This is a genomic window from Bacillus badius NBRC 15713, assembly GCF_001591605.1.
Classification (GTDB): Bacteria; Bacillota; Bacilli; order Bacillales; family Domibacillaceae; genus Pseudobacillus; species Pseudobacillus badius.
This window is the reverse complement of the sequence record NZ_BCVF01000017.1, coordinates 1-20,154: the sequence shown is the minus strand read 5'-3', so window position 1 is coordinate 20,154 and position 20,154 is coordinate 1. Positions and strand designations below refer to the sequence as shown.

Here is a 20,154-nt window from a genome sequence, read left to right as displayed (position 1 = left end):
TCCTTTAAAGCACCCGATTAATTTGCATAAACTTAGGTCCCCAATAGGAATGATTGCTTCGTAAATATCCATGCTCTTTACATCCGCTGTTTCCTAGACTCACACAATATCCCGGCTTCGTTACAATACCAACATGACTAACAGCGTTGGCTCCACGTTCCTTGATGGTTCCTTTAAAGAATACTAGATCACCAGGCTGTGCTGCAGATGGCTCTATTTTTCTGCCTTTTTTAATTTGTGTAGCCGTACCGTCACCAATGTCTATTCCAACCTTTTTATAAATAAACTTCGTAAACCCAGAACAGTCACCGCTTCCTCGGGCAATATTCTTTCCTCCATAAACATATTTGAGGCGACCGATATAGCTTTTAGCAAGGGTAACAACCTCTTGAGCTTTTGGAGATCCTCCTACTGTGCCTGTGCCTGTAATTGAACCTGAAGGAGCTGAAGAAGTTAATTCTTCCATTTCAGGAAAATCATTGGTTTCAATCAAATGAAGATTCATCGTATGCTTACTCCCAACAAACGTATGAATGTCTGTGTCAATATACATCGTTCTCTTTAAACGAATATCATCAATAATGGCGTAGATGGCGTTCCCGCTTGTCGCAGACTCAATTCCTAACGCCTCCACATCCAGCTTCTTTTTGACTCCCTTTTTCTTATTAAGAATCTCTTTTCCTTTTTTGGTTAAAGCAGCCTTGTTTAAGCTTTCGGAAACTTTTTCAAAGTGTTGGATGACCCCGAACTGCTTTTTGCCTTCACTGTCAGTAACGATGGCCGTGACTGTTTTATCTCCTTCACCAGACGCCAGTTTGACACGAGTGGCTGTTTCCTCGATAGAAGTATCATAGGTGTAGTCAATAACATTATTGCCAACTTCAAGTACCCACTGGATGTCCTGCTTTTTCAACTCTGTTAGATGAACTTTCCCCAGACGAGAGTAAATATGAAATTTACGTTTTGAAATTTTGTGAGTATCAATCATGGCTCTAAGTGCAATGTCATAGAGCGGCGTCTCTTGATCAATCACTTTCCCCACCTTCTCCTTTGTGTTGACAAAAGAACTATGTGGGACTTCGAAGTCTTTGCATATCTTTACAAGGATTTCATCCAGGCGCTTTCCTGAAAAGTTATAGATGTCCTTATTAATTAAGAAATACTGAAGCATGTCATACGCTGTTAAGGTAAGCTGACCGTTCTTATTACGGGATCGGTTAAACACAGTACCACGAAACAATTCATTCCCTTTCCACTTAAAAAGAAGCGTATCTCCCTCAATCACCTGCTGGTAAAAATGCAAGCCTGTATCGCTGTACAAGATATTTGCTTCGATTTTGCGTGCTGCTTGGTATCTCTGGCCGGACCATGTGACTGTTGAAACAGGGATGGCCATCATATAGTCAGGCTTCACTAAAAATAATTCAATCATGTGTCTCCCTCACTTACGAGGAGCGACAGATACAGTGCCCGTTTGGACTTTCCTGAGGTTTACGGCTGTCACTCCTGTACCTGTTGTTTTTTGAGGTTTTTGAGGAATAGTCAACACTTGTCCCGGGTAAATATAACGCCCTGGATGCTTGACATTTCGTTTATCCCGCTTAATCAGCATTTGTTTATTCGCTTCCCAAATGGTTTTCCACTCTGCACTATTTTTATAAATTGTTTTAGCAATCCCAGTGAGAGTATCTCCCTTCCTCACCTTATAACTTTTGGGAATCGGTTTCGTATCCGGCCTCTTCTTGTTGCCACCGTTCGCATTCGTTTTATTTTTGGTATTGATCTTTCGAGAAGTGACAAAGGTATACTCTTTCAGCGCAATGGTGTAATCAAGATCACCGATATCCTTCTCTCCTTCTTTATAAGAAAGGTCATCAATAGACACCGCAAAATTAATAGGAGTGCCTGTTACAATAAAACGAATAGGGAGTTTGCTTTCTCTCCAAGCCTCCAAGCGTTTGATATAATTCCAAGGCATCGATAACTTCGTTGGCCGCACTTCGCAAAGCGGGCTCCATTTCGCCGGAAAAAAAGACGAAAACTGAAATGTTTTCGCCGCTGGATCTTGTAATATTGTTATCTCGCCGAAACCGGCAAGGTCTATGCTTTCATTTTTTGAAGGGCTGTTGATCTCAATTGAAGAAGGGAGGACAGGCAGCTGGAACTTTTCTTTTCCGTTCTGCCAAGACAGCCAAATTTCATATACACTTTTAGTCATATACCGCCATCTCCCCTCCAGCAAAGTATTCTTCTTCTAAGTGTTCTTCTACCGCCTTAACAGCGATCCTTCCAACCTTTTCAGCGTCCATTTCATTATGATAATGGCTCTCTCCTATAATTTGAACAATCACATCCCTAACCCCTTGTTTCATCATTTGCGCGGGACGACTCATAACATTTCTAACCGCTTGTGTTTGTTCTTCTGGCAGAACAACCGGGGCTGGCTGAGAAGATACACCCAGTGCCTTTTGTGCATACTCTAACAACCCAAGCGCTCGATTGCGATGCTGTTCAAGAGGAATGATCACTTCTCTTTTACCACCTTCACCAACACGAGCAATATGATCATGGGTAATGATGCCACCTTTTGCATAAGGTTTATATCCACCGCCGCGGGCTCGGGATTTTACACCCGGATGATTTTGGATGCCTCCATATCGGCCATTAATATAACGAATAGCAGCAATAGCTGAATGAAGCGGATTCCGTCGGTCATTAAAACCAGGCAAGGCCCATCTTTTGAAGGTCTCTCCAATGATTTGAAAAAGACCAACAGACGGATCTCCCCGTTTAGCATTAATGTCCCAGTTGTTAATTGCATTCGGGTTAAAACCAGATTCTTTCTGCGCTACCCACATTAAAGGGTTTAACCAGGACATAGGCATGCCTGTGATCTGTAAGGCTTGCATGATGGCCGATTGGGCCATTGCTGCACCACCACCGCTAAAGTTTCCGAATGAACCCATGAGTTCATTGGCTTTATTTTTTGCAATGTTTGATACATCAACACTACTAAACCCTTTTACAACCCCCATTGCTGACCAATAACCGAGATCAGCCATTACACGAGAAGGAGAGTGGATTCCTAACTCTTTTCTGAACGCTGATTCCACTGCCTTGGCAAGCGCTTTTGCCTCAGCAGATACATCTGCTTTTTTGCTTTTCATCCCAGCAATAAAGTAGCCGGCTAACCCTTGACCAAACCCTTTACCGCTTGGAATATACTTTAGGAATGGTTGTCCCACATGATTATTCAGCCATGTAGACATACCCACTGGAACAGCCTTAATACCATTTTTAAAGTTATATACCAACGCTGATCCATACAGTTTGGCTCCTAAAGCAGCTTGATTAAGAGGCTGATAAATATTCGTTGTTACCCACGAACTTACGGTTAACGGGCTGTTCTTCATTCCAGACACAAATCCATAGCTAAATGCATAGCCGAAATGCTGGGCACTCTTGACCGCACTGCCTACAGGTATATAGATGTTTTGATTGATCCAAGAATAAACATCTACCGGAGCACTGCCAAGACCTGTGACAAAACCATAACTAAATGCGTAACCCAAGTGTTTTGAATTTGTAGCTGCGCTGCCGAATGGCTTATAAATCTTTTCATTAATCCAAGTATAAACACTTACTGGAGCACTATTTAGCCCTTGTACGAATCCAGCAGAAAAAGCGTAACCTAAATTCTTTGAATTGGTGGCTGCACTTCCTACTGGTTTATAAACTTTTTCATTCAACCAGCTCGTAACATTTATTGGTGCTGAATTTAGACCAGCCATAAAGTTTTTACCAAAAGCTTGTCCTTGGGCAAACCCTTCATTACTTTTTTCTGTTGATGCAGCAGATTTAGTTGGCTTATCCAAGGTTGCTGCACTTGCTTTTGTACCCGTGAAAAACTTGGATATAGCACCTTGACGGTCTTCTTTGTATACATCTTTCTTTCCAAAAGGATTACTAAGCAAGCCATTAAATTTTTCTTGGCCGGCCTTATGGCCAAATAACCAGTCACCTAATCCTGTTCCAATATCATCCACTGTTTTAAAGGTCATGAGGGTACCAAGAGCACCTAGAGCGTTACCAGCTCCACCAAAAAGTTTAGAGGATTTTCCAGTTGCGCTTGCTCCTTTGCGCTGCTTCATTGCTTCACTATAAGAGCTTGGTGTTGATGGTTTTTGTTTTTTCTTATCAACAAATTCCTTAGCTTTTCCAGCAGCTCCTTTGACCTTTCCGGTTGTTTGCTTACCGACCTTTATAACCCCACCAATTTGCTTTCCAATACCAGCTAAACCTTTAGTGATAGGATATAAAAGAGCTCCCCCAACCGCTGCTGTCAGCGCCGTACCAATTGTTGCTCCGCCGAGCGACTGAACACTTGGATCTGCTATAGCTTCTTTCCAGGCATCTTTCAAGAAAGCCGATCGAGCTTTCATACCAGCTACAATTCCATTAAAAAGGGCTTCTCCCAAGAAAATCCCCGCCTTCTCGGCCCAAGGCTTCCCTTGAGATTCCCACCAACTATCCAACGCAGGTTTACCTTTGCTGGACCACCAAATTCCAATATCCTCAGTAATAAATTTGATTTTTCCTTCAAAGTCCAGCTTCTTAAATTCCTTGTTTTCCAGATAATTAGTTTTAATATGGAGAAACCCTTTTTCCAAGTTTCCGAAAAGCCATTCAGCACTCTGGCCACTTATGCTCTTGAGAGTTTTTTTCCACTCTTGCCACTTGTCCTGGTTATTATCAATCCATAAGTTAATTGCGTCTAGGCGAGGTTTCAAAGCCTCTAAAGCCCCTTGACCCATCGAGCGGAAGGAGGCTCCTATATAACCTTGTAATGTAGACAATTTACCGCGTGCGGTTTGGGATATCTTTTGAGCACCGTCATCAAATTTTTTGTCTACCTCTTTAATAAATTCTGGCCATCCTCCCATTGCCTCGTAAGCCTTCTTGCTCATCTTCACATTAAATTCTGTCATACGAGCAAATTCACCCATTTGAGCGTCACTTAATGCTTCCATTGCATCCCCAACAGTTTTGCCGGGTGTAAGGGCCGCCATATCAGTTGCTATTTTCAGCAATTTTTTCGCTTCTTTAACATTGCCTTCTGTGACTCCTATACCTCGAGTTAATGCAGGGAATAGATCAGGGGAACTAAAAGGTGTCTTATCAGCAAAACGGCCCATCCAATCAATTAGAGCTTTTGATTTTTTCTTATTTCCTTTTAACCAGTGATCCATAGCAACTTCATATTCTTCAAAGTTCATAGCAGCGCCAAGAGTCACATCCTTTAGCTGTCCAGCTCCTACAACAGCTAGTGTCACCGTAACAAGCGACGGCAAAGAAAATAAAGCTCTCTTAACAGTACCGATGGTTCGGGTTGAAAAGTCTATGGTCCGAACAGTCATGTTGTAACTTTTTTCGGTTAAACTGCTCACAGATCTACTAATAGATGAGAGAGTACCCCGTGTCTTGTCCACAGCCCAAACGGTAACTCTGTAGCCCTTTGATAACACCGATTTCCCGAAACCAGCAATTTCTTTCATCATGCTCAATGCTTCATCCTTTGCCCGAACAACCACACTGTGCGTTCTAGGCATCTTTCTCTCTACATAATTAGACAGTGCCCGCAAAGGACGCATAGCCTGGTCTTTCACTCCAACAACAAAAGTATGAGTTCTAACTAGCCTTCTGAGCATGAAGGATTGCACTCTCTTTAGCACAACAGTCGCTTGGTCTTTAACTTGTAAAAGCAACGGGCGTTCCATACGGGACCGTGCTCTTTCAAGTTCGTTGATCTCTCCCCGAATCATCCGTAGCTTTCTTGATATACGATCCTGCAGATCAAATCTCGCTGTTAATTTAGCCACCTTTTACTTCCCTCCTTTCAACCGTTCTTGTTCTGCTTTTTTTGCTTCTTCCGCAAGCATCTCCAATCTATAACCAATACTGGCATATAAAAGCGCCTTGAATGGTCGCGGCGCATTATAAAGCTCTAATAATTGGGACGGGGAGTAATTCAGCTCAATCATTGCATAATAAAAATAAAAAGCATCTTTATCCCCGTCTCTTATTAGTTTTTTGCTGCTTCTTCCAAGTCTTCAGGTGTATCATCAAAACCATTGATCTCTACCGCTTTTGCTACCCAGTTAGCATATTCTCCACCGATATGAAGAACTTGCTTGGCTACTTCCACAGGATCTTCCGTTTTGTAAGCTTTTCGTAATTCTGCTGCTTTGAAGTTTGGATAGATGGTTGATTCGATTGCAACCTTAGCATAAAAACGAGCGGTATCCACAGTTTCACCAACCTTTTTCTTGCCTTGATACACTGGCTTCATACTTTCTTTTTCTAATTCATCAATCCGTTCCGTAGTAATTGCTTTGAATTTGAATGGGATCACTTTTCCTTTTTTATCAACGAACCGCTTAGAAATTGGCCACTCTTCTACCTCTACAGCTTTCGCCACTCCTGGCATAAAGAAAGATAAATCCATTGCAACTTCTTCTACATTTTCGTTTTGATTTGTCATAATTTAAATCTCCTTTGAGTTTTCTTTTTTTATTTGCAAATGAAAAAGAGGACCATTAAAAGTCCTCTCGTAATTCCTCTGTCATATCAATGTCTTCAAATGTGAATGGTAGCTCTTCCTCTAAAACTTCTCCTTCAGCATTTAATCCCGCTACTTTTGCGCTGTCAAAATTTACATCATACAAAGTAACACGTTCCGTTCCCCTGCCCGATGACTTATCATTCAATACCTCTTGGAATGTAAAGTATGGGTCCTCACCGTTTTTTACGTAATTCATCATGATACGCACAAATCTTGAAGTCGCCTTATAAACTGTTAGCGTACCTGTACCACTTGCACCCGTGGTTTTATGACCTGTCACCCGACGCCCAAGTATTGGCACCTCTGTTTTATTCTTTTCAAGTGTAGCTTCAAATGACTTAACATAAGCCATTTCTTCACCATCTAAGAACAAACGGCCTTCTTTACCTGAAATCGTATTACCTGAACGATATGCCATAAATTAACGCACCTCCATTCCAAAATAAAACTTTTCTGCACTATCAACAGGTTGCGCGCCAGTATTGATATAGAAACCATCGCCATCAGCATTAATCGCAATCTGAATATCATTTTGCGAATTAAAGTTTGTGATGGCTCCTCCTTCTTGCAGAGCATTCATGTAAATAGTTACTAACGTGCTGATGATCTGTACACCATCACCATTGACAGGGATGTCCTGCCCCTTCTCTTTACGAATCTTAATCTCCCGTTTGATTTCGCGAGTAAGATCGTTATTGATTGCGTCAAGAATACGAACGATCTTATTCTTTTGGAACTTCTTGTCTTTTTCTTTGGTAAAGGAAACAAAAGAGTTAATGTCTTTTTCGACTGTTACTGTCTTATCCCGAGCATCAAACGTTAGCATGAATTCACCTTTAGCCAACCGTTCAATAATCTCATCATTATCAAGCCGTGGGGTAACATCGATTGCTCCTTCATATTCAACGAATGTTAATGATTGATAAATTGTGGCTCCTGCAGCAGCACCTGCCACCCAAGCAACTGTTTCAGCTGGTGTTAATGTCTTCTCTGGAAGTACTGCTCCCACAGTTACATTGTCAATCCCTTCATAATCACCCGCATAATTAGCCAGAACCCCGCGAATTTTCACACCTTTTTGCTCACGCATTCGCTTAACAAATGAGACGAATGCTGTTTTCAGCTGCTCATCATCCACCGGAAGGGCAATGACGTCAAAATACTCTGTTTCAGCAGCAGAAAAGAAGTCTGTGTAATCGAGGTTGGTTGGTGTACCATCCGCACCACCAACTAACTTAATTCCCGCGGAGTCAATCAATTCACCTGCGCCTTGGAATGTGACCCAAGCATTAGCTTTCAATTCACTTCCATTAGCTACAGTTTGCTTATCAACCGCTTTTGTTCCCATGAAAGTAGTAACGTCTTTTTTGGTCTCGTCTACAACGTTAGGGGCAACCTTGATTGTTATGTCGTTCCCTTTTGTGCCACCGTAAACAGCGGTTGCTGTGACTCCTGTTGCTACTTCCTTGGTTGCTTTCGTACCTTCATTCACTCGATAAGCTAACACTGTTTTAGCTTTCTTCTTCGCTTCACGTAACAGCAAAAGAGATGGATCGTTAATATCTAACCCTAGCTTCTTCTCCACATCTTCCGTTTTGGTAACCTCAATAAATTGCTTTGGCGCTCCCCAATTAAGCACTAAAGGAAGTGCTACTATTCCACGTTCACCAACGGCTAACCGATCGTTAGCAGCGGATGTGAAACGGAAATAAATACCGGCTCGTTGCTTTTCTTCCCCGGGAGTAAATGTTCCACCATTCATTGTTTAACCTCCTTCTTTAAGAAAGCGTCAATGCGCTTCTTTACTTCTGTTTTCGTTGCTTGAATGTCTTTCATACCAAAAACAGCACCGTCAAATACTTCTGGCTTTACACCAAAAAGTGTCTGAGAGTGCTCACGCAATTCATGTAAATAGAATTTATATTCCTCAGCATTTGCTTTAGCTGCAGCTTGTTCGTTTTTGTTTGTCATTCTTTCACCCCGCTATCCATTTCGATATTCTCAAGTGGATTATGGTCCTCTTTCTCATAAAAATAACGACTATCCCATGTCACTTGGATAATCGCTACTCCGCTATCTGCTATTCTGTTTTCGATGCGGCTTATTCGCACGTATTCGCCTGTTACAGCGCCCGTCTTATCAACCAATGGTATAAGTCCTTTTTTGCTATTAACGATGTCAGCGATACGCTCTGCTTCAAAATTCGCCTGTTGTGAATCCTTATGAAAGAGTTTCACTGATAAATTATAAGTTTTAGCAAACGTAGCGAGCGTATCATTGTTGTTAAAAGTGAAAGGAGGAGGGAAATACATACTTGGAACTACAAAGCTTTCCGGTACTTCCTTTGTGTAAATCTTACAGGGAAACAGCTTGTAAAAATAACTCATGATTGATGCAACTTCCGGATTCAACCAATCACCGCCTAAAAGTTAGTATCTAGCCATGCTTGAAGGCGCCTTTCTAGACTCTTATCAAACATCTTCTCAAAAATAGAGAAAGCATTATCCCAATAATGAGATCCTTCAATCCATTTTTCTTTCAACATCATTCCTGTTGATGCTCCCGGATCATATTCAAAGCGGCTACCTATCCAACGCCCGGGCACCCAGCGTTTGTTTTGTCGATGACCATCATTAGCGTAAGCAGCGTAATTTAAATTAGTACCAACCTCAAGAGATAGACCGCCGTTTTGAATAGACCAAATATTTTCACTGTCACCTCGACCAAACGAGTTCAAAAGACGGCGAGTATCAACGGTTTTTGTTCGGATAATTTCGTCTTGAATTAAGTCTAAGAATTCCATCCCGGTTGCTTCCAGCCATAAACTCATTTCTTCTTTTAATTGACCGTTAGCTGCCTCATCAAGAGCATTAAGGAAAGCATCTAATCCTTCTATTTCAAATTTCATAAGTGCTCACTCCTAATTGCTATCACTTCAATATGATGATTCTTAATCTTTTTTGGAATCTGCAATGTAAATTCGATTCCGTTCCAGATCACTTTGTCATTCATCCTGACATCAGCAGTCGGCAAGAAATGAACAAGGAAGGATTGAATTACCGTTGGATTCGGTTCGCCTTGCACAATCGTCTGATTCTTTTCTGTAAAGTAGCAAGGAACTTCAAGAAGGTTCGGGACATTCCCATAAGAAAACTCTTCTTCCAAATCACCGCCTGGTATACCCCATTCTCCGCCACTCTTAGTCTGGGTTAGATGGTAGATGTCACACCGATGAGTTAAAAGGCTGCGATAACTCATAATGACCTCAACCTCATTCGGGCAGTGCCTAGGTCTGCTGGTTCATCCTTTTGGATGAAGGCTGAAAGTAAAGCTGATACATCCGGCTTAGCAGTGCTGCTTCCTTCTGAGACAGTATAAGAATAGTCTCCGATCTTTTCGCTTTTAATTCCTTTAGACAAAGACTCATCAGAATTAACGAGCGCATAATACTGGGCAAGTTTCTGCAGAGCGAGCTTCACTTCTGCCGGCAGCGGTGTGTATTCTGGAGCAGAAAAGTCGTGACCAGCAATTTTTCTGACCTCTATTTCTGCTTCTAAAATATCTTTTTCTAGAAGGCTTTTCTCTCTCGATTTGACTTGATCAAAGACCGAGTAACTTATAACGTCATCAGGAGTAATGAGCATGTGCTATCACTCCGTTTCTTTTGTTTCTTCTTCATTAACGACTTCGAAATAACCGGTTTTAACTGCCTCTTCTGCTTCTTTTTTTGTTTTGACCTCAACAATAGGATTGCGAGCATCGGCACTCACAACCCCACTGTAAGATAAAGCATTCTTCAGTTTTAGTTTAACCACAAAAGCCCCCTCCTTATGCCAAGCCTGTAACAAGAACAGCGGCGTCTTTTTCTTCAATAATTGGATCAAAGTCCAAATGAACAACATAAAAGCGCTTGTCTTGCATGATCGCATCTTTCCCCTCAACTGTTTTACGGATCTTCACATCGTAAGAGTTAACGACGATCAAGTTTTTAGGATTGATAAGCACAATTTTATCTTTCGGCATTCTTGGAACAGCTACTGCTGGAATGCTGGCAGGTGCATTTAAGATAGATTCAGAAAGCCCACCGCCGTTTTTAATGTTTTCGTTCAATAAATAATGCTCCCACTTTTGTTTTATGGATGGAGCCATCAACCAACGTAATGTGCCATTGTTATACTTGTCCGGCATTTGAGCTAATGCATCATAAAATACATTAAGAGAAAGGGCGCCAGCTTCTTTTGCAGAACGATCCTCAATATGCGACCCTGTTGTTAATTGCTTAAGCCAACCATCATTAATTTTCAAAAAGTCATAATCCGGATCTGTGTCGAGAGTCGCTTCGTCCCCGTTAATATATAAATCTTCGAGATCGATACCAAGCTGCGTAGTCATAAGCTTTGTGACTGTATCTTCAAACCCTTGCCCTTCGATGTTTTCACGCAAGGACTCTTCTGTAATTTCCCAAGGGAGACGAACAGCAGTCGTAGCGTATTCTACTTTGTCAAAATTTGCTTTCTGACGGTAGCCGTCATCTGTATTTTCTGTTTTCTTTCGAAGAATACGAGAATCAATGCCGATCTTATCAATCTCACCCGTCTTAGCACGTCGCATTTCCTTGCGAATAAGCCCTCCAAGGACAGTAGATTCAAAGGTTTGTTGGATAAACTTTTGAGATTGTTCCGGGTTTAGCAGGCCGGATGTGATGCTTCCTGTAGTGATCGTATTCTTCATAATTTGTTGATTAGTTGTCATTGAACAATCCTCCCCTTATAGAATCCCTTGTAAATAATGTGAGCCTTTTTGAATAGGCTCTTGCCCAGCATCAGAATCAGCCTGCTTAGAAATACCGCGCGCCTTCTCCACTGCTTCTAAACGGTCAGTAATCGGCGTCAACTTTTCATCTAATGCATCTGAAAGCTGTTTTAACAATTCATCTTCAACAGACGATTCGGCGTCAGCACCTTCCTCTTTTTCGATTGCATCCAATCGTTTTGTGATAGGAGATAGCTTTTCGTCTAGCATTTTTGCGATATCCTCTTTTTTCACTTCGTCTTCCTCCTCTTCTTCCACTTCTGCTTTCAACTCGTTAAGAGCATCAAAAGCAGCATTAATTTTATCCATGCGAGCGGCTGAAATTTTCTTGCCGGCTTTTTGTATAGCTTCTGGCCTTGATTCCATAGCTTTTGCAATATCACCTGTAGTTTGAATCTCCTGGATGATTTCAAGAAACTCCTGTGTAGCTTCAGTCAATCGCTGAAAATCAGTGGCTTCAGGTGTACGGTTATCCCATAGGGCACCATAATAGGCGCTCTCCAAGCCATCCCATGCAGCCCAAAGATTCCTCCGCTGTTGATTTTGTTCATAGTTATCACGGACCTCACCTTTTTGGATCGGCTCACCTGTGAAAAAGCTTTTAAGCATATTAAAAAGCCCGGTTTCTCCTTTATCCGAGATAACAGCGGGCTTTTCGTTCTGTTTTTCAATTGTCTCAGCGGTACCCGCCATTGAATAGCCAGTAATAGCTCCTTTTTTGATCTCTTCCCAAATTTCATCAGATGCTTTTGTAACCAGTACCCAGGAACCCTTTGTAATTGTTTGCTCTCCAATCGTGAAGTCCGCCGGTGCAATATAGGATTCAACTACCTCACCGACTCCTGCATTAAAATCATGCTGCTTATCGATGTTTCGAGCATCTTTCATAAATCCATGAGCGGCTTTTTCAATCTCAGCAGCGGTCATGAAGTCCCCATGTGAATCTTCCACATCCGGCTCATACACAAGGCCATAAACAAGTTTCTGCTCCTCTTCTTCTTTATTAATGAAAAGCTTCACTTCTTTTTGAAAGTCCGGCTGCTTATCAGATTTAGTAAAGAAAAATTGCTTTTGATTAGCGCCTTTGTCCACATAGCTTACGTGTGTGATGTTAGCATTGATTAATTCTCTTGGCATTTATCGTTCACCTCCCTTCAATCGATAGTCGCTAAATGACGTCTAATATTTTTTGTATTTAACATTGATTTGTCCTTCACATAAGGATAAAACTCTGTATGGAACACTGGAAATTCCTTCGGTGAAAGATCGAATCGTAAGCGGTAAATACTTGAGAAAGGAATATTAAACCTCTCACATAATTTTTCAACCAAATTATCTGATTCAGGAAAAACTAACTCCTTTTCTTCTGTGACTATTTCATCGTTCTTAGGAAAAGATATCTTGATATGAGCTTTATGTGTTTCAACCCAAAAATAAAAATCAACATGCACGATATTTTTAAAGCCAGTACCTAAGTTTTTCTCAAGTTCTTCCCAAACATCTCTAGATTCAGCAACAAGACATGCTTTGAATTCTGTCATTTCATATTGCTCCTCTCTTTTCCGATCATTAACTGTTCATTTCTTCCAATACCTGCCGCCGTATCTCTTCTTTTTCTTCCTTGCTCAATCCCAGTATTTCCTCGTCAACAACAGGTCCCATAACACAATGACAATTCACCCGCTCGCCAGCCGGCAAAGATGGATCTCTTGGATAATCTGCCTCATAGCCGTTTACATCAAACCTCTCATTCACACCAACAACAGTTCCGTCAAGATCGATATGAGCTTCCCGCGGCTTAATCTTGTGGGCTCCACTGTGCTTCCACTGTTTTCCGGTAACGGCAGGAGATTGATTATAGGACTCCCACTGTGCACGACTCGAAGCTGTGAGTACCTCTGTTATTGCTGTGGTTCTTGCTCTTGATCTATCAAACTGCGGCAGCTCCTTCAGCTTCAGTTCAATCTGTTGAATAGATTCTCCATTCTCAATACCGTCCTTCAAAAGCTGTTCAACAGCTGCGTGTGTATTTAGCTGCATAAGATCAGATAGCTCTTTTGACCATTGTTCGATCCAAGCAATTGTTCTTTGAGACAACGTTTCAAAAGCTACATCTTTATCAATGGACTTCATCATAACCTTTGATAATTCTTCAATGGTCATTTGAAGGAACTCAACAGTTTCTTCACCCATCTTTTCGATAAATTCATCATTAGCGAATAGGTTATTAGTGAAATAGCTCAATATGACCTCTAATGTGGTAGTATCGTCTTTGGATACAAATCCCGCCAATTCATCGATGAACATCTTCCTCTGATCTCTAAGCAGTTTAGCAATCTCTTTTTCATATTCTTCTACAAAGTCTGGAATGCTCTCCAAACCAGGGAAGTCAGGAACAACATCAGTGAGCTTTTCATCATCTTTTTCTTCAGCCTTTTGAATAAAAGCATTTATGCTTCTAAGAAGCTGTTCAACTTTACTCATGACTTCAACTCTTCCAATGCATCACGCATATCTTTTAACAGCATGATGAGATCGTTCTGCTGTTCCTTGGACTTCTGAATCATAATCGGAAAAGCGTCCTGTTTTTCCTTGAGCAGCATCTGCATCGGCCTGTTATATTCTTCTGGCCATTCCTCTAACGTTTTTCCTAACACACGACCAAGCAAGTCCCTCAAGTCATTGGGTGCAGCCGCTCCCGCTGTAATAAACGGTGTAAGCACTTTGGCTATTTCAATCGGATCTCGGAAGTCAGGTCCCTTTAGCGTTAACTTCACCTTGCTTAATTGGATTTCAGAAAGAAACAACGTATTTAATTTTCGTGAAAGAATCTTACGTTCAGGTTGAAATACTTGTTCCTCGGTTATCTTCCTCGCTGTATCCGCTGTAGCTCGATTGTACTCATGTGCTTCCCCAGTATAGAGTGGAGGCAAGCGAAAAGAAGAGCGGATCTTATTTCGGCTTTTCTCGTCATATTCAAGAAACAAAGCATCTTGCTGCAGAACTTCCGCCAGCGACTTAATCTGCACCTTTACCGGTGTAAGCTTCTCTTCACCGTCAGTTAAATTCTCTTGTGGCAGCCCCTCCGCTTCTAAAAGGAGAAACTTATGAGCATTCTCCACACCTTGAATATCATTCATATATTGCTGTAACTCTTGATAAGACTTTTCAGACAGCATTCCGTTTTCTACAGTGATAGCAGCCGGCACATGCCGCCCTTGTTTAAAATACATATAGTTCAATTCTTCAGCCTTGCGGGCCCCATACATATTAACAAGGTTACCAATCCAGCGAGGAACGCCATAAGTACCACTTCCGATCTTAAAGTGGATCACCTCAGTAGCCATTAAATTTTCTGGCGTATTATCATCAAATTTTCCTGTGGCCGAATTCATTACACGAGGATCTCCGTATTCTTTGAAATAAACTTTCTTTCCGTTCACCATTTGAACGTATTTCCGAAACTTCTTCCACCGCGTTAATGTTTTGGGCACTCCATTTTCAGTAATGGTGTACTTGATTTTTTCAGGTACCGTTCGGCTACATACGCGCATTTGCTGACAATCCATATACTCGATACCAACAGGAGTGCCAGTGCCGTCTCTTAGCACTTCCAAAAAACCATTGCCGGTCTTTTCTCGATCTTCAAGAGCATATCCAATGATAATTTCCGCCGACTCATCCAGGTTAAGATATTGAACAAATTCCTCAAGTCGAATCCATTCTTTCTCAGCAGCCCGTTTTTCCTCCTCCGAAAGAGTCTCAGCGTTCATATCGAAGATGTATTCCGGTTGAAAACCAAAACCCACAATATTTGTTTTATAAGCATCTATACATTGTTGGATAATCGTCGAATACTCTCCAATGGTTTTTAGTTCCTTTAAGTTATAAGGCGGCTGAATAACATCGCCATCATATGCCGATTGGAACGGATCATCGTAAATTTGCTGGCTGTCTGCAGACAATCCTTCCGTTTTAAACACTCGAACATTTACTTTTTGCTGGCTCATAGTTTACCTCCTTTCACGATTTGGCCGCTTGCGTTCTTTTGATTCGTTATCATGGCTATACTTTTTCTCATACCATTCAAAATAACGAGCGGCTACTTGGCGAACCTGAAGAGCAATAGCATAAGCCATAATTCTGTCATCATGGCAGCCAGTGTCCGCTTCTGCTTTCCCGTTGTTATCAATGAATGTTAGACACTCTTTATAAAGATCACGATCATAGATCGGATAAATGTCGTCACGAATGGCTTCATTAAAGTCACTGATCATCACTGGTCGAGTAGCATTGTTAGTGTTCCATCCATATTCACCTTTCTTCCACAAATAAAGAAGCGGATATTTACATGTATTCACTAACGTATTCAGCACCGAATGACCGGTGTTATTTTCCTCTACAGCAAGTAAAGCGGTGTTGTAATAGCGTCCCAGAACATCCAAACGCTTTCCGTATTGATCAGTGTCCCAATGTCCATGTAAAGCAGCACACATTTCACCGGTCCGCCATTCAATCACATAAGCAGCTTGATAGTCGCCTGTAGACGTTCCTTTTGAGGTATCCGCTCCAATGACATACCGCTTGCCCTCTTCCGGAAAACGAAAAATAAGCAGCTTCCCATTTGTCTTTTCGGCAACCTGCTTCTTTGGTATATCAATGTCATAATGAACCGGTACTTCGGTGATCTGGTTCATCTTGCGCTGAATTTCCTCATTATCAAAAATACCTTCACCGGACAAGAGGAAAGCTTCTTCCGGTACAGAAGGATATTCCTGACGAAACTGTCGGACATCACCGTTACAGTCATTTCGAATGGTAAAGCGGCGCCATTGCAGTTGTTCATCATCAAGATCGAACCGCTCTTTTAACTCTGCTTCTTCTGGCGTCAATTCAAATTCATCTGGTACAGGCATACGGTAGGTAGGCATGGCAAACCAAGGGAAGAATAGTGGCGTATAATCATTCTCACCTTTTTCCGCTGCATCCCACATTTGCTTGAAATCTTCCATACCATTTGCTGTACTCTCAATCACACCAATTGTTCCTGGCTCTTTGGAAAGAGCAGCAAACAAAGCAGTTAAATGTTTTTTCTTCTTACTCCCCGGCCAGAAAGCAAGCTCTGAAGCATGGAGGTAATGAATGGTTTCAGAACGGGCCAGAACTTTATTTTCAGCGGATGCCACGGTAATTTTCGATTTTAATCCTGGGTTCTTTTGTCGTTCCGCCTCTTTCACACTAGGATTCTCAAAGGTTAAGCGGCGCGCATTATTCCGCTTTCTCATCGGTTTAATGCTCTCTGGAATGTTCTCATAATAAAGACGAAACATATCATATAAGTTTTCAGAAGCGGCTGAATCCTGGGCCACAATGAATGCATTCTTCGCTTCTTGCAGTGAAGATAGATAATAAATGATGGCTTCTGTGACTGTGGAGAATCCCATCTGACGCGCTTTAAGAATGATGACACGTACAGGCTTACCTGATTGAATACCGCTCAATACGATCTCAGCAAACTTTCTTTGAGCTTCATTTAACGTGAAGGGTAATAGTTCACCGCTCTTTGTTTTGATCTTTAGGCATTTGTTACAGAAGCTTTCAAAGTCATTTAACACTTTTAGTAACTCTTGCGTTTCATCAGCTGATAAAGTAGCCAGCCGCACCTTATGCTCTTCGGCAAGACGGACATAGGATAAGCCTTCCCATAGACTCTCATCTGTTGGAGCGGCCGCTTCTGCCTCTGCTTGTATTAGAGTATGAATTTGTGATAACACATCATCCGTCACCTCTCAATTGCATCTGTTGCTCCACGATCTTCTGCATTCGAGGATTTGCCGCTATCTTCTGAATAGCTATTCGATATCCATCTGGTGAAGCTTCTTTAAAGATGTCCATAAATAAAGAGAGGTACTCTTGAACTAAACTAAATTCAAAAGCCCTCTCTCGAAGATCCGCAAGGAATTTACTATTTTCCCGCAGCTCTTTATTTAATGTGGTCACTTCATATACTTTGCGCTTTAACTCTCTTTCAAAGTCATCGCGCCAGACCTCAAGATATTCTGGATCTCCCCCGCCCTCCATCATCTTATCAATCAATTCATCTAATCGGTCTTGAACGTGATCGGGCAGGTCATCTACCAACTCAAAGCGTTTCAGCAGCCGCTCAGTCATTTTATATTGAAGCTGTATGATATCCAGTTCTTGATTGACTGTTTTCAGCACCCGCCGCTTATCCTGGGTAATGACTTCTTTTTTCTTTTGTTGCTCTTCATTATTGAGCTGATCTATGAACCTAGCAACAGCGGTATGAGATATTGTATCGCCCGCCCACTCGGAACACTCTTTTGCAATCTCCCTGGTAGACTTAGGAGGATCAGAACGAATACCGGCCAGAACGATCTCTTGGCAACCGAATTTCTCTATTTTCGATTGTCTCGCCATTGTAACGTTACACCTCCTGTTTTATTGCGTGTGTAATGCTTCGTTTTAACGTTACAAGCGAAACAGCGAAAGGGTATTAGATGAAGCAATTGATTTAACAGCTGTTTCACTGCTTGGCTTGTAACGTTACAGGTTGTTTTAGAACAAAGAAAAAAGCATCCCGAAGGATGCCGCTCATTAATAAGCGTGAATTTTATTTATTTCAAAATCGTCTATCTTAATCTCAATATTATCTAAATCGAACTCCACAAACTTTTCCTTAAAAATATCAGTATTAATTCTTACAGTAAATTCGATCAATAAATCTATTTCATCTGAACCGGAATAAAAATACTCATCGTCACCTGGCTCATAAAGTGGATTATACTCATGAACTTCAAACTGTTGGTTTACTAGTAAACTTCCGTTTATAATTATGTCATTATTAATTACGTCTACATAATAATTCTTTATTTCCACAATATCTAATCCAGCGGGTTCTAAATATCCTCGACCGCTAAGGGAATAGTCTGTGGATATGTAGTCAGAGTTGTTATCAATATAATCAGCAGATTCAATCTCTAGGGTAGAAAAATGATCACTATAAATTAGTTCAAATATATCTGACTGCCTGTACTTTATTTCATCACAAAAATAAGTTAATACTTCTGATTTTACATACTCTAAATCTTTATTGTTACTGCTGAAAAACTCTCTGAATGACCTGTAAAAAATAAAATTATTATTATCCGCCTTAAGATCTGGATGTATTTTTCCATCTTCTAAAAAATCATTGATATTGTTGTTAATAAAATGACAATCCACCAATGAATTTTCCTTTACATAATTTACATATGTAAGCCAAATAATTGCATCTCTAAACTCTTGTTTTCTTTCTGTAAAAGGCTTTATTCTCTTAATTGACCTATTTATAAGTTCAGGCAAAATATCATTGGGGTATTGCAAAACTTTAATTACCCCACGTTTGAATAGATCGTCATAAAAATTATTAAATTCTTCGATTAAATAATTTTCATCTTTTTTGATGACAATATACTTCTCAATATTTTGATAAGTATGCTTGCTTAGATTACTAATATTCTTATTTAATGTTAGGTACTCCTTATTTATTTGCTTACGGTAATTGTTTTTAATTTCTTCAACAACTACTGATGCCATGTAAATATCGACAAAGTCTAATTCCGCAAGTTTAAGCAGTTGTTGTGCATATATAGATTCCATAAATGGATCACTATAAATGATATTTGAATCTAAAAAAATCTCCATTCGAACACTCCTTTTTACTTACTATTCGACAAAAGGAGATATTTTCCTCTATCCCTTTTTGCTGATTCCTTGTGATAAAATAATCACTGGACTTCAAGCGAGAGGTGATCAGCATGGAAGAGAAAAAAGAATATGATTTAACTATCGTTTATGACTATAACGAGTACCCTGATATCGTTGCTGGCCGCTGTGACAATTGCGGCAATGCCCAGTTTAAGAGCTCTGTAAAAAGCGGAAAGTTTCTCCGCGAATGCCGTAAATGTGGCATGAAGAAAATTATTTAATCCCGTCAATCAATGGGATTTTTGTTTTCACAAAAAACGCCACCGCAAGGATGGCGCATGCACTATATAATGTTTACCAACCAAGGAACGTTTTACCGCTCCGTTCCTGCCTCCCATTTTACACGGCGGATTTTATTGATTTCAACTTTTGCAGAAACTGGTCTTTTTCGACTTTTTTGACGATCTTGCCGATTATGCCTTCTTTGACTTTTCTGATGGTATCTCGTGATTTGCCTAGATGAACAGCAATCCTAGAATAGCTCAGCCCCTCAATCATGCAATCATAAACAACCTTCTCTTTTTCGTCTTTGATCTCTCCCATGACTTCATCAAGATATTGAACAATCGCTTCATATTTCAGCAAGCGTCTTTCTCTTATATCCAACTGCCGTAATTCTGCTTGGCTAATTCCAGAACTTCCTTTAGGCATTCCTGCATCATCGCCATAGGCTGCCACCAAGCTGGATCTTCCTCCATGTACAGCATTCAGCAATCTATTTAAACGAGCAATTTCACGTAACATAAAATTATAATCACGAATCCATTCTTCCACTTGCCATTCCATCATTTGTTTAGTCATCGTTTATAAGCCCCTCCTCGTCCTCTTTTCAACGTTTGCATATTAACTACCGTAAGTCGCTATCAGATAAAGAATCCAGCTTTCTAGCAGGCTGTTCCTTTCGCTTTGCTAGCTTCTTTTTCGACCGCTTAGTTTTTATCCCCTCAGAC

General features: G+C 40.9%; 23 protein-coding genes. 1 reads left to right on the top strand and 22 read right to left on the bottom strand.

The window, feature by feature from the left end; genetic code table 11:
* Positions 1–4 precede the first annotated feature (4 nt).
* The 21 genes from BBA02S_RS10230 to BBA02S_RS10140 all read right to left on the bottom strand — a co-directional run bounded on the left by BBA02S_RS10230 (position 5) and on the right by BBA02S_RS10140 (position 19,141).
* The gene (locus BBA02S_RS10230; protein WP_169799358.1) at positions 5–1,432 is read right to left on the bottom strand and encodes a C40 family peptidase; all 1,428 of its coding nucleotides are present in this window, start codon (positions 1,430–1,432) and stop codon (positions 5–7) included.
* A gap of 9 nt (positions 1,433–1,441) precedes the next feature.
* Positions 1,442–2,218: a LysM peptidoglycan-binding domain-containing protein gene (locus BBA02S_RS10225; RefSeq protein ID WP_082040165.1), complete on the bottom strand. Its 777-nt coding sequence runs from the start codon at positions 2,216–2,218 to the stop codon at positions 1,442–1,444.
* A complete protein-coding gene (locus BBA02S_RS10220; protein WP_052477230.1) occupies positions 2,211–5,879 on the bottom strand; it encodes a transglycosylase SLT domain-containing protein in 3,669 nt (1,222 codons plus the stop codon). Before BBA02S_RS10220 ends, BBA02S_RS10225 begins: the two co-directional genes overlap by 8 nt.
* 3 nt (positions 5,880–5,882) lie before the next feature.
* Positions 5,883–6,041, bottom strand: a complete 159-nt coding sequence (locus tag BBA02S_RS21305; RefSeq protein ID WP_231557135.1) for a hypothetical protein — start codon at positions 6,039–6,041, stop codon at positions 5,883–5,885.
* 41 nt (positions 6,042–6,082) lie between these two features.
* Entirely contained in the window at positions 6,083–6,541 is a 459-nt protein-coding gene (locus BBA02S_RS10215; RefSeq protein WP_041113153.1) for a phage tail assembly chaperone, read from the bottom strand.
* A gap of 55 nt (positions 6,542–6,596) precedes the next feature.
* Positions 6,597–7,040, bottom strand: a complete 444-nt coding sequence (locus BBA02S_RS10210) for a phage tail tube protein (RefSeq protein WP_041100840.1) — start codon at positions 7,038–7,040, stop codon at positions 6,597–6,599.
* 3 nt (positions 7,041–7,043) lie between these two features.
* Entirely contained in the window at positions 7,044–8,384 is a 1,341-nt protein-coding gene (locus BBA02S_RS10205) for a phage tail sheath family protein (RefSeq protein ID WP_041113152.1), read from the bottom strand.
* Complete coding sequence (locus tag BBA02S_RS10200) at positions 8,381–8,593, bottom strand: YqzN/YkzM domain-containing protein (protein ID WP_041113151.1); 213 nt, start codon at positions 8,591–8,593, stop codon at positions 8,381–8,383. Before BBA02S_RS10200 ends, BBA02S_RS10205 begins: the two co-directional genes overlap by 4 nt.
* The gene (locus BBA02S_RS10195) at positions 8,590–9,033 is read right to left on the bottom strand and encodes a phage tail terminator family protein (protein WP_041113150.1); all 444 of its coding nucleotides are present in this window, start codon (positions 9,031–9,033) and stop codon (positions 8,590–8,592) included. The genes BBA02S_RS10200 and BBA02S_RS10195 overlap by 4 nt, the downstream gene beginning before the upstream one ends.
* An 11-nt stretch (positions 9,034–9,044) precedes the next feature.
* On the bottom strand, positions 9,045–9,530 hold the full coding sequence (locus BBA02S_RS10190; RefSeq protein ID WP_041113149.1) for an HK97 gp10 family phage protein: 486 nt from the start codon (positions 9,528–9,530) through the stop codon (positions 9,045–9,047).
* On the bottom strand, positions 9,527–9,880 hold the full coding sequence (locus tag BBA02S_RS10185; RefSeq protein ID WP_041113148.1) for a DUF3599 family protein: 354 nt from the start codon (positions 9,878–9,880) through the stop codon (positions 9,527–9,529). The genes BBA02S_RS10190 and BBA02S_RS10185 overlap by 4 nt, the downstream gene beginning before the upstream one ends.
* Entirely contained in the window at positions 9,877–10,266 is a 390-nt protein-coding gene (gene yqbG, locus BBA02S_RS10180) for a protein YqbG (RefSeq protein ID WP_041113147.1), read from the bottom strand. Before yqbG ends, BBA02S_RS10185 begins: the two co-directional genes overlap by 4 nt.
* A gap of 6 nt (positions 10,267–10,272) precedes the next feature.
* On the bottom strand, positions 10,273–10,437 hold the full coding sequence (locus BBA02S_RS20630; RefSeq protein WP_156136658.1) for a hypothetical protein: 165 nt from the start codon (positions 10,435–10,437) through the stop codon (positions 10,273–10,275).
* Between the two features lie 13 nt (positions 10,438–10,450).
* Entirely contained in the window at positions 10,451–11,374 is a 924-nt protein-coding gene (locus BBA02S_RS10175) for a P2 family phage major capsid protein (protein ID WP_041113146.1), read from the bottom strand.
* 15 nt (positions 11,375–11,389) lie between these two features.
* Positions 11,390–12,571, bottom strand: a complete 1,182-nt coding sequence (locus tag BBA02S_RS10170; RefSeq protein WP_041113145.1) for an XkdF-like putative serine protease domain-containing protein — start codon at positions 12,569–12,571, stop codon at positions 11,390–11,392.
* Positions 12,572–12,588: 17 nt separating this feature from the next.
* Positions 12,589–12,975 carry a hypothetical protein gene (locus tag BBA02S_RS10165; protein ID WP_041113144.1) on the bottom strand — a complete coding sequence of 129 codons (387 nt, stop codon included), beginning with the start codon at positions 12,973–12,975 and terminating at the stop codon, positions 12,589–12,591.
* Between the two features lie 28 nt (positions 12,976–13,003).
* Entirely contained in the window at positions 13,004–13,918 is a 915-nt protein-coding gene (locus BBA02S_RS10160; protein ID WP_041113143.1) for a phage minor head protein, read from the bottom strand.
* Positions 13,915–15,444: a phage portal protein gene (locus BBA02S_RS10155; protein ID WP_041113142.1), complete on the bottom strand. Its 1,530-nt coding sequence runs from the start codon at positions 15,442–15,444 to the stop codon at positions 13,915–13,917. The genes BBA02S_RS10160 and BBA02S_RS10155 overlap by 4 nt, the downstream gene beginning before the upstream one ends.
* 3 nt (positions 15,445–15,447) lie before the next feature.
* Positions 15,448–17,208 carry a terminase large subunit gene (locus BBA02S_RS10150; RefSeq protein ID WP_169799357.1) on the bottom strand — a complete coding sequence of 587 codons (1,761 nt, stop codon included), beginning with the start codon at positions 17,206–17,208 and terminating at the stop codon, positions 15,448–15,450.
* A 1-nt stretch (position 17,209) separates the two neighbouring features.
* Positions 17,210–17,875 (bottom strand): hypothetical protein, encoded by a 666-nt coding sequence (locus tag BBA02S_RS10145; RefSeq protein WP_041113141.1) that lies wholly within the window; start codon positions 17,873–17,875, stop codon positions 17,210–17,212.
* A gap of 177 nt (positions 17,876–18,052) precedes the next feature.
* Positions 18,053–19,141, bottom strand: a complete 1,089-nt coding sequence (locus BBA02S_RS10140; RefSeq protein WP_041113140.1) for a PIN domain-containing protein — start codon at positions 19,139–19,141, stop codon at positions 18,053–18,055.
* 113 nt (positions 19,142–19,254) lie between these two features.
* Between BBA02S_RS10140 and BBA02S_RS20985 the strand changes: the two genes are divergently transcribed.
* Positions 19,255–19,425 (top strand): DUF8096 family protein, encoded by a 171-nt coding sequence (locus BBA02S_RS20985; RefSeq protein ID WP_169799356.1) that lies wholly within the window; start codon positions 19,255–19,257, stop codon positions 19,423–19,425.
* Positions 19,426–19,543: 118 nt separating this feature from the next.
* Here the strand turns inward: BBA02S_RS20985 and BBA02S_RS10135 are convergent, their stop codons facing one another.
* Positions 19,544–20,005, bottom strand: a complete 462-nt coding sequence (locus tag BBA02S_RS10135; protein WP_052477229.1) for a hypothetical protein — start codon at positions 20,003–20,005, stop codon at positions 19,544–19,546.
* Positions 20,006–20,154 lie beyond the last annotated feature (149 nt).

What these genes read in the sequence shown, in the direction of transcription:
- BBA02S_RS10175 (WP_041113146.1), bottom strand. Translation starts at nt 11,374, where the DNA reads ATGACAACTAATCAACAAATTATGAAGAATACGATCACTACAGGAAGC.
- BBA02S_RS10190 (WP_041113149.1), bottom strand. Translation starts at nt 9,530, where the DNA reads ATGAAATTTGAAATAGAAGGATTAGATGCTTTCCTTAATGCTCTTGAT.
- yqbG (WP_041113147.1), bottom strand. Translation starts at nt 10,266, where the DNA reads ATGCTCATTACTCCTGATGACGTTATAAGTTACTCGGTCTTTGATCAA.
- BBA02S_RS10230 (WP_169799358.1), bottom strand. Translation starts at nt 1,432, where the DNA reads ATGATTGAATTATTTTTAGTGAAGCCTGACTATATGATGGCCATCCCT.
- BBA02S_RS10170 (WP_041113145.1), bottom strand. Translation starts at nt 12,571, where the DNA reads ATGCCAAGAGAATTAATCAATGCTAACATCACACACGTAAGCTATGTG.
- BBA02S_RS10205 (WP_041113152.1), bottom strand. Translation starts at nt 8,384, where the DNA reads ATGAATGGTGGAACATTTACTCCCGGGGAAGAAAAGCAACGAGCCGGT.
- BBA02S_RS10165 (WP_041113144.1), bottom strand. Translation starts at nt 12,975, where the DNA reads ATGACAGAATTCAAAGCATGTCTTGTTGCTGAATCTAGAGATGTTTGG.
- BBA02S_RS10185 (WP_041113148.1), bottom strand. Translation starts at nt 9,880, where the DNA reads ATGAGTTATCGCAGCCTTTTAACTCATCGGTGTGACATCTACCATCTA.
- BBA02S_RS20985 (WP_169799356.1), top strand. Translation starts at nt 19,255, where the DNA reads ATGGAAGAGAAAAAAGAATATGATTTAACTATCGTTTATGACTATAAC.
- BBA02S_RS10160 (WP_041113143.1), bottom strand. Translation starts at nt 13,918, where the DNA reads ATGAGTAAAGTTGAACAGCTTCTTAGAAGCATAAATGCTTTTATTCAA.
- BBA02S_RS10210 (WP_041100840.1), bottom strand. Translation starts at nt 7,040, where the DNA reads ATGGCATATCGTTCAGGTAATACGATTTCAGGTAAAGAAGGCCGTTTG.
- BBA02S_RS10200 (WP_041113151.1), bottom strand. Translation starts at nt 8,593, where the DNA reads ATGACAAACAAAAACGAACAAGCTGCAGCTAAAGCAAATGCTGAGGAA.
- BBA02S_RS10140 (WP_041113140.1), bottom strand. Translation starts at nt 19,141, where the DNA reads ATGGAGATTTTTTTAGATTCAAATATCATTTATAGTGATCCATTTATG.
- BBA02S_RS10215 (WP_041113153.1), bottom strand. Translation starts at nt 6,541, where the DNA reads ATGACAAATCAAAACGAAAATGTAGAAGAAGTTGCAATGGATTTATCT.
- BBA02S_RS21305 (WP_231557135.1), bottom strand. Translation starts at nt 6,041, where the DNA reads ATGATTGAGCTGAATTACTCCCCGTCCCAATTATTAGAGCTTTATAAT.
- BBA02S_RS10145 (WP_041113141.1), bottom strand. Translation starts at nt 17,875, where the DNA reads ATGGCGAGACAATCGAAAATAGAGAAATTCGGTTGCCAAGAGATCGTT.
- BBA02S_RS10135 (WP_052477229.1), bottom strand. Translation starts at nt 20,005, where the DNA reads ATGACTAAACAAATGATGGAATGGCAAGTGGAAGAATGGATTCGTGAT.
- BBA02S_RS10155 (WP_041113142.1), bottom strand. Translation starts at nt 15,444, where the DNA reads ATGAGCCAGCAAAAAGTAAATGTTCGAGTGTTTAAAACGGAAGGATTG.
- BBA02S_RS10225 (WP_082040165.1), bottom strand. Translation starts at nt 2,218, where the DNA reads ATGACTAAAAGTGTATATGAAATTTGGCTGTCTTGGCAGAACGGAAAA.